Source organism: Streptomyces sp. NPDC088354 (genome assembly GCF_044753585.1).
In the GTDB taxonomy this organism is placed as follows: domain Bacteria; phylum Actinomycetota; class Actinomycetes; order Streptomycetales; family Streptomycetaceae; genus Actinacidiphila.
Genome location: NZ_JBIVNJ010000009.1, coordinates 280,030 through 292,967, shown reverse-complemented (window position 1 = coordinate 292,967; position 12,938 = coordinate 280,030). Strand labels below are relative to the sequence as shown.

At 73.6% G+C, this 12,938-nt stretch carries 8 protein-coding genes; 3 read left to right on the top strand and 5 right to left on the bottom strand.

The features are described 5' to 3' along the window. Positions 1 to 419: 419 nt before the first annotated feature. Positions 420 to 983 (bottom strand): MarR family winged helix-turn-helix transcriptional regulator, encoded by a 564-nt coding sequence (locus tag ACIP98_RS17055; protein WP_401976567.1) that lies wholly within the window; start codon positions 981 to 983, stop codon positions 420 to 422. Positions 984 to 1,099: 116 nt separating this feature from the next. On the opposite strand from ACIP98_RS17055, the gene ACIP98_RS17050 reads away from it, so the two are divergent. Next, positions 1,100 to 2,347: an MFS transporter gene (locus tag ACIP98_RS17050; RefSeq protein ID WP_401976564.1), complete on the top strand. Its 1,248-nt coding sequence runs from the start codon at positions 1,100 to 1,102 to the stop codon at positions 2,345 to 2,347. Between the two features lie 7 nt (positions 2,348 to 2,354). Here ACIP98_RS17050 and ACIP98_RS17045 read toward each other — a convergent pair whose 3' ends face one another. Both ACIP98_RS17045 and ACIP98_RS17040 read right to left on the bottom strand, forming a co-directional pair. Continuing rightward, positions 2,355 to 4,004 carry a SpoIIE family protein phosphatase gene (locus ACIP98_RS17045; RefSeq protein ID WP_319665388.1) on the bottom strand — a complete coding sequence of 550 codons (1,650 nt, stop codon included), beginning with the start codon at positions 4,002 to 4,004 and terminating at the stop codon, positions 2,355 to 2,357. A 118-nt stretch (positions 4,005 to 4,122) separates the two neighbouring features. Then, positions 4,123 to 5,502 carry an NAD(P)/FAD-dependent oxidoreductase gene (locus ACIP98_RS17040; RefSeq protein ID WP_401976561.1) on the bottom strand — a complete coding sequence of 460 codons (1,380 nt, stop codon included), beginning with the start codon at positions 5,500 to 5,502 and terminating at the stop codon, positions 4,123 to 4,125. A 295-nt stretch (positions 5,503 to 5,797) separates the two neighbouring features. Here ACIP98_RS17040 and ACIP98_RS17035 point away from each other — a divergent pair, with 295 nt between their 5' ends. Beyond that, entirely contained in the window at positions 5,798 to 6,523 is a 726-nt protein-coding gene (locus ACIP98_RS17035; protein ID WP_319665390.1) for a helix-turn-helix domain-containing protein, read from the top strand. Between the two features lie 277 nt (positions 6,524 to 6,800). Further along, positions 6,801 to 8,576, top strand: coding sequence for a sigma-70 family RNA polymerase sigma factor (locus ACIP98_RS17030; protein ID WP_401976594.1), 1,776 nt, complete (start codon positions 6,801 to 6,803; stop codon positions 8,574 to 8,576). Between the two features lie 3 nt (positions 8,577 to 8,579). On the opposite strand, the gene ACIP98_RS17025 is transcribed toward ACIP98_RS17030, so the two are convergent. Both ACIP98_RS17025 and ACIP98_RS17020 read right to left on the bottom strand, forming a co-directional pair. Continuing rightward, entirely contained in the window at positions 8,580 to 9,278 is a 699-nt protein-coding gene (locus tag ACIP98_RS17025) for a DsbA family oxidoreductase (RefSeq protein WP_319665391.1), read from the bottom strand. A gap of 25 nt (positions 9,279 to 9,303) precedes the next feature. Further along, positions 9,304 to 12,633, bottom strand: coding sequence for an AfsR/SARP family transcriptional regulator (locus tag ACIP98_RS17020; protein WP_401976557.1), 3,330 nt, complete (start codon positions 12,631 to 12,633; stop codon positions 9,304 to 9,306). Positions 12,634 to 12,938: the final 305 nt, after the last annotated feature.

Here is a 12,938-nt window from a genome sequence, read left to right as displayed (position 1 = left end):
GCTTCCTTCGAGACCGTTTCACCGGCCCCTCCGGGCTTTCCCTTCGTTGTCTCCAGCTTAGCAGATCCGATTTCCTTCTCTGCCACCCTCTGGAGCGGGTGTGCCGTCCGGCTTTCGCTTTTCGGCTTTTCCGACTGTATCAGACCGTTTCCGGCCTGATCCCCCGTCAGCGGGGCTTGTCCTCCCGGCTGTTGGGCCGTTCCGACGGGTTGAACGTTAGCGGATCAATGGCGCCCGATGCCAATCGAACAATTCCGCCGATCCTCATTCCGAAAGCGCGCACGAAAACGAAACGACTACTCGTCGTTCGTTCGGAAACTTGCTTCGGGATGGTCGCCCGGGAACCGGTGCAGACGAACTGTTCACCAGCGGGCAACCCGGAGAACACTACGGATCGCGGATGCGAGTGTCAAACCGGGTCAGTCGAGGTCCTTGAGCCTGCCGCCGGCGTCGGGCTGGTCGGCCTCGACGCGGCGCAGAAGGCGGGTCAGCAGTTCGCCCAGGACGGAGCGTTCGTCCGGGTCGAGGTCCTGGAGGAGGTCGCCCTCGAAGGCGGCGGCCATCCGCATGGTCTCGAGCCACTTGCCGCGGCCCACGTCGGTGAGCTCCACGATGACGCGGACCCGGTTGGACTCGTCGCGTTCACGGGTGACCAGGCCCTCGGAGACCATCCGGTCGATGCGGTGGGTCATCGCGGCAGGGGTGAGGCCGAGTCGCTTGGCGAGGTCGCCCGGGCCGAGCCGGTAGGGCCGGCCCACCACGACGAGGGCCTTGAGGACCTCCCATTCGGCGGCGGTGATGCCGACCGCGGACAGGTGGCGGCTGTAGCCCACGTGGAGGCGCCGGTTCAGCCGGCCGAGTGCCGTGACGATCTTCTCGACCTGGGGGTCCACCTCGGGGAACTCGCGTTGGTAGATCGCGATCTGCTCATCGAGGTCCAGCTCCTGAGGGGAGTTGGACTGGCCGTCGCCTGCGCTCGTCATGGCACGAGTGTGCCATGGAACTCATTGGCCCTAAAGACTTCCGTTGTGTACTGTTCAACTTCGAACTTTACTGTTGAAGTCTTAGCACTTGAGGACTTCTGACCTAAGGGGTGAGTGTGACCACCGCGATGGGCGCCGCGCTGCGCCGGATCCAGCTGGGCAACGCGCTGAGCGCGTTCGGCAACGGCTTCACCGTGCCGTTCCTGTTCGTCTACGTGTCGCAGGTACGCGGCCTGGGAGCGGGGACCGCGGGTGTCGTGCTGTCGGCGTTCGCCGTCGCCGCCCTCGCCGTGCTGCCCTTCACCGGGCGGACGATCGACCGGAACGGCCCGCTGCCCGTACTGCTGGCCGGGGCGATGGCGTCCGCGGTGGGCGCGCTGGGCTTCGGCCTGGCGACGAGCGCGCCGCTGGTGATCGCCGCTTCGGTGGTGATGGGCGCCGGCATCGCCGTGATGCAGCCCGCGCTGGCGACGCTCATCGTGTGGTGCTCCACCCCGACGACACGGTCGCGGGCCTTCGCGACCCAGTTCTTCCTGAGCAACCTGGGGCTCGGCATCGGGGGACTGCTGGGCGGACTGTTGGTCGACACCGCGCGGCCGGGCTCGTTCACGCTGCTGTTCTCCGTCGAGGCCACGATGTTCGTCGTGCTGGCCGCGGTGGTGGCCTCCGTACGGCTGCCGAGGACGTCCCGGATGGAGGCGGCGCCGACGGAGCGCGCGGCGAGCGGTTGGCGGGCGCTGCTCCGGGACCGGGCGATGATCCAGTTGTGCGTACTGGGCGGCGTGCTGTTCTTCGCCTGCTACGGGCAGTTCGAGTCGGGCCTGTCGGCCTACGCGGTCGAGGTGACCAAGGTGTCGCCGTCGACACTGGGCATCGCGCTGGCGGCGAACACGGCGGCCATCGTGGTCGCGCAGTTCCTCATCCTGCGGCCGGTGGAGCGGCGGCGCCGCAGCCGGGTCATCGCGGCGGTGGGTGTGCTGTGGGCCGTGGCCTGGGTCGTCGCGGGGCTGTCCGGGCTCGTGGGCGACGCGCACGCGATCGCGACGGCGATGCTCATCTCCACGTACGCGCTGTTCGGGCTCGGCGAGGCGATGCTGTCGCCGACCGTCGCGCCGCTGGTGGCGGACATGGCACCGGAGCGGATGGTCGGCCAGTACAACTCCGCCTTCGCGTTGGTGAAGCAGCTCGCGATGGCCGTGGGGCCCGCGGTGGGCGGCCTCATGGCGGGTGCCGGGATGTACCCGCAGTACATCGTGATGCTGGTCGCCTGCTCGCTGGGGGTCACCGTGCTGTCGCTGCGCCTGGGACACCGGCTGACGGTCCACCAGGACGCGCCGCTGACGGAGCCGGTGCTGGCCGCGTAGTCCGCCCTCAGGTGGGGAGCGCGAACTCGCACCACACCGCCTTGCCGCCGCCCGGCGTGCGCCGGGAGCCCCAGCCGGAGGCGATGGTGGCGATGATCGAGATGCCGCGGCCCGCCTCGTCGACCGGTTCGGCGCGGCGGCGGCGCGGCAGGTGGTCGTCGCCGTCGGTGACCTCGATGATCAGCCGGCGGTCGGTGCGGCGCAGCCGCAGCCGCATGGGCGGCACCCCGTGCTGTAGGGAGTTGGCGACCAGTTCGCTCGCGGCGAGCACCCCGAGGTCGACGAGCTCGACGGGGAAGCGCCACGAGGTCAGGACGCCCTGCGCGAAGGCACGGGCGCGGGGGGCCGCCTCGACGCCGCCGAGCAGTTCCAGCGACGCGTTGCGGAAGAGCTCGGAGTCGGTGCCCTCGCGCTGCGGGTACTGCAGGACCAGGACAGCCACGTCGTCGGCGTGCTCGGAGGTCACGCCGAGCGCGCGCAGCAGGCGGTCGCAGATCACCTGCGGGCTGCCGGTGGCGCCGGCGAGGGTGTTCATCAGGGCGGAGACGCCCTCGTCGATGTCCTCGCCCCGGCGTTCGATCAGGCCGTCGGTGTACAGGACGGCGGTGGCGCCGGGGCCCAGCGGCACGGTGCCCGAGGTGTGGACCCAGCCGCCGGTGCCGAGCGGGGGACCGGTGGGCTCGTCGGCCCGGTGCACGGTGCCGTCGGCGTCGCGGACGACGATCGGCAGGTGGCCGGCGGACGCGTACGACAGCCGGCTCTCGCTCGGGTCGTGGACCGCGTAGACGCAGGTGGCGATCTGCATCGCGTCGATCTCGGCGGCGAGTCCGTCCAGGAGCTGGATCACCTCGTGCGGGGGCAGGTCGAGGCGGGCGTAGGCGCGGACTGCGGTGCGCAGCTGGCCCATGACGGCGGCCGCGCGCACACCGCGGCCCATGACGTCCCCGATGACCAGGGCGGTGCGGCCGGCGCCGAGGGTGATGACGTCGTACCAGTCGCCGCCGACGGCGGCGTCGGTGCCGCCGGGCTGGTAGGTGGCGGCGACGCGCAGGTCGTCGGGCTGTTCGAGCTCCTGGGGGAGCAGGCTGCGCTGGAGGGTGACCGCGGTCGCGTGCAGACGCCGTTCGCTCTCGCGCAGTCGCTCGGCGGCCTGCACCTGGTCGGTGACGTCGGTGGCGAAGACCAGGACGCCGCCGGTGTCGCCGCCGTCCTTCACCGGAACGGGGCTGCACGTGATCGTGAAGTAGCCCTGCCGGGTGGCGGTGGCGACCTTGCGGGCCTTCACGGTGCGGGGTTTGCCGCTGCGGAACACCTGGTCCATGAGGGGGAGCAGGCCGAGCTCCGCGAGCTCGGGCAGGGCCTCACGGGCGGGCTCGCCGGGGGTGCGGGGGCCGAAGACCTCCGCGTAGGCCTCGTTGACGTAGCCCAGGCGGTGGGCGGAGCCGTGCGTGACCGCGATGAGCGCGGGGAGCCGGGACAGCACCTCCCGCACGGGGAGCGCGTCGAGGGTGTGCGCCGGCGCGTCGGCGTGTTCCCCCGCCTGGCCGCGGGCCGCGGGGACCGCCCCGCCGGAGGGGGGTTCGGTGCTCGCGGCCGCCGCTTGGGCATTGCGACGTTGTGTTCCGGGGAGCCGGGCGCTCCAGCGCGTGAGGTTCAAACGTCCGATTCCTCGTATTTGTCACTCTTTGCAGGTACTGACGCACGCATGGTCACAGGGTCCAGTGTGGCCGACCCGCCGCTCCGGGGGAATCGGCGATTGCATCCGCACTGGTCGGTCAGGGCGCGTCGGGTTTGCGGCCGGCGCCCGCGGCGAGCTCGAACTCCGCGCGCGGGTTCTCCAGGGAGCCGAGCGAGATGATCTCCCGTTTGAAGAGCCCGGACAGGGTCCATTCGGCCAGGATGCGCGCCTTGCGGTTGAAGGTGGGCATCCGGCTGAGGTGGTACGCGCGGTGCATGAACCAGGCAGGGTAGCCCGTGAGTCTGCGACCGTAGACCTGTGCGACGCCCTTGTGGAGCCCGAGGGAGGCGACCGACCCCGCGTAGGCGTGACGGTAGTCGCTCAGGGGCCCTCCGCGCAGGCTCGCGACGATGTTGTCGGCCAGCACGCGGGCCTGGCGCAGGGCGTGCTGGGCGTTGGGGGCGCACAGCGCGTCCGGGTCGCCGGAGGCCAGGTCCGGCACGGCGGCGGCGTCGCCCGCCGCCCAGACGTTGTCGGTGCCGTCGACCCGCAGGGTGGCGGCGCAGCGGACGCGGCCGCGGTCGCCCAGCGGCAGGCCGGTGCGGGACAGGACCGGGTGCGGCTTGACGCCGGCGGTCCACACGATCGTGCGGGCGGGCAGCCGCGAGCCGTCGTCGAGGGCGACCACGCGCTTCTCGCAGGACTCCAGCCGGGTGTTCAGCCGGACGTCGATGTTGCGGCCGCGCAGCTCGCGGACGGCGTACGTGCCCATCTCCTCGCCGACCTCGGGAAGGATGCGGCCGGTGGCCTCGACCAGGATCCATTTCAGGTCGTCGGCCTCGACGTTGTGGTAGTAGCGCACGGCGTGGCGGGCCATGTCCTCCAGTTCGGCCAGCGCCTCCACGCCCGCGTAGCCGCCGCCGACGACGACGAACGTGAGCGCGGCGTCGCGGACCTCCACGTCCCGGGTGGAGGAGGCGATGTCGAGCTGCTCCAGGACGTGGTTGCGCAGGCCGATGGCCTCCTCGACGGTCTTGAAGCCGATGCCGTGCTCGGCGAGGCCGGGGATGGGCAGCGTCCGGGGGACCGAGCCGGGGGCGATGACCAGGTGGTCGTACGGCAGCAGGAGCTCGCCGGAACCTTCCTCCTCGGTGGCGAGGGTGGCCACCGCGGCGATCCGCCGGGCGTGGTCGATGCGCCGGGCCTCGCCGATGACCAGCGTGCAGCGGTCCAGGACGCGCCGCAGCGGGACCACGACGTGCCGCGGGGAGATGGAGCCCGCCGCCGCCTCGGGGAGGAAGGGCTGGTAGGTCATGTACGGCTGCGGTTCGACGACGACGATCTCCGCCTCGTCGCGCGCCAGCTTCCGCTGCAGTCGCAGGGCGGTGTACATGCCGACGTATCCGCCGCCGACCACCAGGACGCGCGGGACCGCGGACTCGCGGCCCGCGCCGGACGGCTCCTTGAGTGCTGCCATCGTTCCATGAGGCAATGCCCGCTCGGGGTTTGTCCACAGGGCGTACGGCAATGAATGGCCGAATCCTGTTGTCCGGCAGGTCACGGGCGGGTTCCCCACCGCCCTGAAGTGCGTGGGCGCGGACACGGCGGCGCGGGTACTCCGATCGTGGGTAGGTTGCCCCTTCATTCTTGACCTGCCCTCAACTATGTTCGTATCCCGTCGGGGTGTCCCTGTGGCGAGCTGTCGCAGCGGCCCGGCGATCATGGGGTGGGGAGTCTCCGGGGGGAGACGCGATTTTCCGGGGGATACACATATGCATATTCAGGACCCTCATTGGGCGCCCGCGGCATCGATGGCGTCGGTGGCCGGTGGCGCAATCGATCCCGGCGGCCACATCGGTGCAGGTGGGGGCGCGGGAGCCGGCAGCCGCACGTCCCCGCTGCGGGTCGACGCGCAGCGGAACCTGGAGCACGTGCTGCGGGCCGCGCGCGAGGTCTTCGGCGAGCTCGGCTACGGCGCGCCCATGGAGGACGTCGCGCGCCGGGCCCGGGTGGGCGTCGGCACGGTCTACCGGCGGTTCCCGAGCAAGGACGTGCTGGTGCGGCGGATCGCCGAGGAGGAGACGGCGCGGCTGACCGAGCAGGCGCGCGCCGCGCTCGGCCAGGAGGACGAGGCCTGGTCGGCCCTGTCGCGCTTCCTGCGCACGTCCGTCGCCTCGGGTGCGGGACGGCTGCTGCCGCCGCAGGTGCTGCAGGTGCAGCCGGCGGGGGCCGAGGAGGCACGGGTGCCGCAGCAGCGCGGCGCGGCGGAGGACGCCGCGTCCGGTGCCGGGATCACGGCGCTGCTGGAGGTCGTCGGGCAACTGGTGGAGAGGGCGCGTACGGCAGGTGAGCTGCGGGCGGACGTGTCCGTGGCCGACGTGCTGCTGGTGATAGCCACGGCGGCGCCCTCGCTGCCCGACCCGGCGCACCAGGCGGCCGCCTCCGCACGGCTGCTGGACATCCTGCTCGACGGCCTGCGGTCCCGTCCGGGGGCGTGACGCTGCCCCGTCCGGGTGATGGTGCTCGGTCCGGGGAGTGAAAACTCCCCGGACGAGTGGTTCCGATGTTTGGCAGGTCATCGGAAGCGACGCTTGTGCCACGCTTACGCCCGTGGATGAAGGAAACGGGGAGCCGGAGCCCGCCCCCGAGGCGGGATCGGACTCCGGCGAGGAGCAGTCCTCCGGTCGCGTGCCGGGCCAGCGGGAGCCGCTGGCCGAACGTCGTGAGGCCCCCGTCCCGGGCAGTCGGCCGTCGGACGACCGGCCGACCGTGGAGATGCCCTCCGCGAAGGCGGCGGAGCCGGCCACCGCGGACGCGCCCGTGTCCGACGCCGACCTCGTCGCGCGGGTGCGCGGCGGGGACGACAGCGCGTACGAGGAGCTGTACCGCCGCCACGCCGCCGCCGTGCGCCGCTACGCGCGCGGTTGCTGCCGCGACACGCACACCGCCGAGGACCTGACCGGCGAGGTCTTCGCCCGCACGCTGCAGGCGATCCGCGGGGGCAGCGGTCCCGACGCGGCGGTGCGCGCCTATCTGCTGACCACGGTGCGCCGGGTCGCCGCCTCCTGGACGGGCAGCGCCAAGCGTGAGCAACTGGTCGACGACTTCGCGGTGTTCGCGGTGTCGGCGGCCGGTTCCGGCACGGCGGGCGAGACCACGGACCTCGGCGCGGACGTACGCGCCATGCAGGTGGCCGAGCGGTCGCTGGCCATGCAGGCGTTCCGCACGCTGCCGGAACGCTGGCAGGCGGTGCTGTGGCACACCGCCGTCGAGGAGGAGTCGCCCAGCCAGGTCGCGCCCCTGCTCGGACTGACCGCGAACGCGACGGCGGTGCTGGCCCACCGGGCGCGCGAAGGACTGCGCCAGGCCTATCTGCAGGCGCACGTCTCCGCGTCCCTCACCGCCGAGGGCGGCTGCGCCCAGTACGCCGACCGGCTGGGCGCGCACGCCCGCGGCGGTCTGCGGATGCGGGCCGACCGGGAACTGCGCAAGCACTTGGAGGAGTGCGCCAAGTGCCGCCTCGCGGCGGCCGAGTTGGCGGACGTGAACGCGGCGCTCAAGGGCCTGCTGCCGGTGGCGGTCATCGGGTGGTTCGCCGCCTCGTACGCCGTCAAGGCCGCCGGTGCCGCCGCCGCGGGAGCGGCGGCGGCCGCGGGTGCGGGTGCGGGTGCCGCGGCCGGAGGTTCGGCGGGCGGCGCCGGCGCGGGAGCCAGTGGCGCCGCGGCGGCCGAGGGCGTCGGCGCGCCGCTGAAGATCGCCGTCGTGACGGGCGTGGTCGTCGCCGCCGCCGGGGTGGCCGTCGCGCTCGCCCTGTCCGGCAACGACACACCGCCGCGGCCGCAGGCACACAGGAAGCCGTCGGCCGCCCCGGCGGTGCCCCGGCCGGCACCGACGCCGGCACCCTCGAAGGCATCGCCGGCACCCGCCCCGCCGGTCTCGCGGCCGCCGCACAGGCAGGCCCCGCTCCCCACCCCGAAGCCGGTGGCAGAGCCGAGCGTCACCCCCGCGGCGGCACCCAAGCCCACCCCGACCCAGCCGCCGACCGTGACACCCGCGCCGACGCCCACGCCCCCGCCCTCGCCGACGCCCAGCCCCACCGTCGAGCCGACCCCGCCGCCGGAGCACCGGGTCTTCGCGCTCAACCAGTTGGGCTACGGCGGCCCGGGCACGTCGGACCGTCCGGTGATCCGCATCGGCGACTGGATGTGGCAGCGCTGGAGCCTCGCCATCGACGGCACCCGGTACGCGGGCGGCGTCACCGTCGCCGCGCCGTCCTCCGTGACGATCGTGCTCAACCGCTCCTGCAGCGCGTTCGACGCGGTCGCCGGCATCGACGACCTCTCCCTCGGCCTCGGCGCCGCGCGCTTCTCCGTCTACGGCGACGGCACACGCCTGTGGCGCTCCGATGTGATCCACGGCGGTGACCCGGGCGTGCCCGTCCATGTGCCGATCGCGGGCTCCAAGACCGTCCGCCTGGTCGTCGAGCCGAGCCGCCGGCTGCACCTGGCGAACGTCGCCGACTGGGCGGGCGCCCGCCTCAGCTGCGACTAGGAGCTACGGGGCCGGTACCTCGCAGGCGTCATCGGTGCAGGCGGCGGCGTCGCCCGCGACGGGGGCGGTGCCCGTCTCCTGCGCCACCTGCTCCAGCACGCGCAGGAAGGTGGACGTCTCCTGACCGCCCTGGACGGCCCACTTGCCCTCGAAGACGAAGGTGGGGACGGCGTTCACACCGATCGCGCGGGCCTCGTCGATCTCGGCGAGCACCTCCTCGTGTCCCTCGTCGCCGGCGAGGAACGCCGCCGCCCGGTCGCGGTCGAGCCCGGCCTCGGCGGCCAGCGACGCCAGCGTCTCGCGGTCGCCGACATCGGCGCCCTCGGCGAAGTGCGCAACGAGCAGACGGTCCTTGAGCGCGGCCTGCACAGCCGGGCCGTAGTCGGTGAGGGCGTGCCAGAGCAGCCGGTGGCCGAGGAGGGTGTTGTTCTCGATGGCGCGGTCGAAGTCGAAGGCCAGGCCCTCGGCGCGGCCGAGCTCCTCCAGCCGGGCGTCCATGGCGGTCGCCTGCGGTCCGAAGCGCTTGCTCAGGTAGGCGCGGTGCGGTTCGGGCGTCTCGGACTTCTCCGGGGAGAGCTGGAACGGCCGGTAGACCACCTCGACCTGGCCGGCCTGCGGGAACGCGGCCAGCGCACGCTCGAAACGGCGCTTGCCCACGTAGCACCACGGGCAGGCGATGTCGCTGTAGATCTCGACCTTCATGCGCACTCCATCATCGGTTGAAAGCTCAAAGATGCAACGCGCCGCGGGACCGCCGCAATCCCGTCGGCCAGGCCGCGATCGCCTCCGCCATCACGTCGTACGCCCCCGTCCCGCCCAGTTGGTTCCCCCGCGCGCGGGCCGCCTCGTACGCGGTGTCGCCCAACGCGGCGCGAGCCGCCCCCTCGACGGCCCGGACGCCCTCCTCCTCGGGGACCGGGCGCGGCAGCCCGGACCGCAGTCCGTCCGCCGCGCCGTGCAACAGGGCGGCACGGGCCGGGTCGCCGAGGGCCAGCAGCACTTCGGCGCCGTACTCGACCACGGCCGCGAGCCGGATCTCCGCGCAGTAGCCGCCGACGCCCGCGCGGACCGCGTTCGCCAGCCCGGCCAGGGCACCGGCCGGATCGCCCTCGGCGGCCAGGATCCGGGCCGCGAGGCTCTCGCAGAGCAGCTCGAAGTCCGGCGGCGGCGTGCCCATGCTGCCCTCGCCCCGTGCCAGCTCGCTCAACTCCCGGGCACGCGGCACGTCGTCGCGCCGCAGCAGGATCTGCGCCAGCAGCACCCGGATGTAGGCGCGGGCGTCCCACACCCCGTACTGCTCGGCCTCCTCGGCCGCCTGGATCAGCAGCTTCTCGGCCCGCTCGTCGTCCCCGGAGCGGTACGCCAGCTCACCCATCCGGGAACGGACGAAGATGCCCTCCACGTGCGCGCCCAGTTCCGAGCCGTACCGCAGCGCCTCCTCCAGATCCGCCTGCGCCGCCTCGTAGTCGCCGTAGGCGAGGGCCATCTCGGCGCCGGCCTCGCACACCTGGGCGCGCATCCACCGGTCGCCGATCCGCTCGCTGAGCTCCAGCAGCTCCGGCCAGTCGTCGTCGGCCCGGGCCAGTCCGCCCGGCAGGTCGATGGTGATGTGGGTACGGAACATCAGCGCGGCCGCCAGCTCCCAGTCGCCCCCGTACCGGCGGCAGCTCTCCACCATCGCATCCGCGTGCTCCCGGATCCTGCCGTGGCGGCCCAGGATGTAGTCGGAGAACGGCCAGAGCATGCCGGGGAAGCGTGCGGAGTGCGGGCTCGGCTCCTCGTAGGCGGCGATGACGCGGGACGCGAGCTCCAGCATCGCCGGGCCCTGGATCACCTCGCGCGCCACGGTGTCGCTCACGACGAAGAGGTGCAGCAGCCGCAGGTTCATGCGCGGCCAGAAGCCGGGAGCCTCACGGTCCTCGGGGAGATCGGTGGCCTCGACCAGCCGCTCGATCCACGCCGTCGCCTCGTCGCGATAGTTGCGCAGCCACCAGAACCAGCCCATGTGCAGGACGAGCGCGATCGCGTCGTCGTACTCCGCCGCCCCGATCGTGCGGTCCAGGGCGGCGCGGACGTTGTCGAGATCCGCCTCCATGCGCGCGGCCCACACCAGCTGGTCAGGACCGCGCATGCCGGCATCCGCGGCACCGGCGAACTCCAGCCAGTACGCGGTGTGCCGGGCGGCGGCCGCCGCCCGGTCCTCGGGGTCCGCGGCGGCGCGCTCCACGGCGTACTCGTGGATGGTCTCCAGGAGCCGGTAGCGCACCTCCTCCGCGCTGTGCTCCACCACGATCAGCGACTTGTCGGCCAGTTGCCCGATCAGCTCCAGCGCGTCCTCGCCGCACACCGCCTCGGCCGCCGGCAAAGTGCAGCCGCCCGCGAAGACGCTCAGCCGGCGCAGCGCGGTGCGCTCGGCCCCGCTCAGCAGGTCCCAGCTCCAGTCGACGACGGCCCGCAGCGTCTGCTGGCGCGGCAGCGCGGTACGGCTGCCGCCGGTCAGCAGCCGGAAGCGGTCGTCGAGCCGGTCGGCGATCTGGCGCGGCGACAGCACCCGCAGGCGTGCCGCGGCCAATTCGATCGCCAGCGGCAGGCCGTCCAGGCGGCGGCAGATCTCGTCCACCGCCCCGGTGTGGTCGCGGGAGGCGTCGAACCCGGGACGCACCGCCGCCGCGCGCTCCACGAACAACCGGCGCGCGGTCGGCAGCGGCAGCGGTTCCACCGGGCGCACCGTCTCGCCCGGCAGGCCCAGCGGCTCCCGGCTGGTGGCCAGCACCGTCACCCCCGGGCAGGCGGCCAGCAACCGGTCGGTGAGCGCGGCGGCGGCGTCGACGACGTGCTCGCAGTTGTCCAGAATCAGCAGAAGGCGGCGCTGCGCGCAGAACTCCAGCAACCGCGCCGTGGGATCGGCGTCGGCGACGCCGCGCACCTCCCGGGCCGCCGCCAGTACCGCGGTGTCGCGGCGCCCGACCGCGCTGAGCACCGCGTCCGGCACGGCCGCGGGATGGTCCAGGGCCGCGAGCTCGGCCAGCCACACCCCGTCCGGGTAGGCGTCGGCCGCCTCGGCCGACTGGGCGGCCTCCTGCGACAGCCGGGTCTTGCCCGAGCCGCCCGGCCCCGTCAGGGTCACCAGGCGCCGCCGGCCGTCCGCCAGGCTCCTGCGGAGCGCGACCAGTTCCGTCTCCCGGCCCACGAAACTGGTCAGCCGGGCCCGCAGGTTCCCCGTACGGGGCGCCCGCGCCGGGTCCGGTACGGGTCCCGGTCCGGGTCCGGGTCCGGGTCCGGGTCCGGGTCCGGCTGCGGGTCCGGCTGCGGGTCCGGCTGCGAACAGCAACTCAGCGTGCAGCGCGCGCAGTTCGGGGCCCGGATCGGTGCCCAGCCGGTCGGCGAGCGTGCGCCGGGACTCCTCGTACGCCCCCAGCGCGTCCGCCGAACGGCCCGTCGCGCGCAGCGCGCGGATCCACTGCGCCCGGAACGGCTCGTGCAGCGGGTGCTCGGCCACCAGGCCCCGCACCTGCGGCAGCACCTCCACCGCCCGGCCCAGTGCCAGGTACGCCTCGATGCGGTGGTACGTCGCGGTCAGCCGCAGCGCCCCCAGCCGGGCGGCGGCCGCGCTCCGGTCCGGCAGGTCCGCCAGCGCGGGGCCGCGCCACAGCGCGAGCGCCCGGCCGAGGATGTCCGCGGCGCGTTCGGCGTCACCGGCGTCCAGAGCGGCGGCCCCCTCGCGGGCCAGGCGCTCGAACACGTTGAGGTCCACGTCGTCCGGGGACGCGATCACCAGGCGGTAACCGCCCGGACCCGACGCGACGGCCTCCCTGCCGTCCCCGAGGGCGCGGCGCAGCCGCGACACCAGCGCCTGCAGGGCGCCTGCGGCGTCCTGGGGAGGGTCGTCGCCCTCTCCGCCCCACACCTCCGCGATCAGCGCCTCCGGCGAGACGGGGTGCGGCGCGTGCAGCGCCAGGGCGGCAAGGAGGGCGCGCAGGCGCTTGCCGGTGCCCAAGGGCACGGGGGCGCCGGTTGCGCTGCGCGCGTCTGTGGGGCCGAGTATCAGGTACCGCACGAGGCCATTCTCCTGACGTTTGGCTCCGCCGTTCCCGGGTGAGGTTTCTTCCCCGCCCTCCCGCCCTCCCCCAACCTTCGGCCGGGGCTGCCCCCAGCCCTGTGAAGTCAGGGCGCCCCGACGCGCGTGCGGGGTGGGCCGGGTGCGGGGCCTCCGGGGCCGGCCATTCTGGACAGCACATTTCGGTGCCTCCGGCACCTGCCGTTGATCACCCCGGGTCATGCACCCACATATGCTCCACAGTCCAGAACACCCACCCTCCCCCAGCCTCCGGCCGGGGGTGCCCCCAACTCCCCCGCCCCCTC

Bases quoted from the DNA above. Each gene is read 5' to 3' on its own strand.
- ACIP98_RS17030 (WP_401976594.1), top strand. From the start codon at position 6,801: ATGCCCTCCGCGAAGGCGGCGGAGCCGGCCACCGCGGACGCGCCCGTG.
- ACIP98_RS17035 (WP_319665390.1), top strand. From the start codon at position 5,798: ATGCATATTCAGGACCCTCATTGGGCGCCCGCGGCATCGATGGCGTCG.
- ACIP98_RS17025 (WP_319665391.1), bottom strand. From the start codon at position 9,278: ATGAAGGTCGAGATCTACAGCGACATCGCCTGCCCGTGGTGCTACGTG.
- ACIP98_RS17055 (WP_401976567.1), bottom strand. From the start codon at position 983: ATGACGAGCGCAGGCGACGGCCAGTCCAACTCCCCTCAGGAGCTGGAC.
- ACIP98_RS17040 (WP_401976561.1), bottom strand. From the start codon at position 5,502: ATGGCAGCACTCAAGGAGCCGTCCGGCGCGGGCCGCGAGTCCGCGGTC.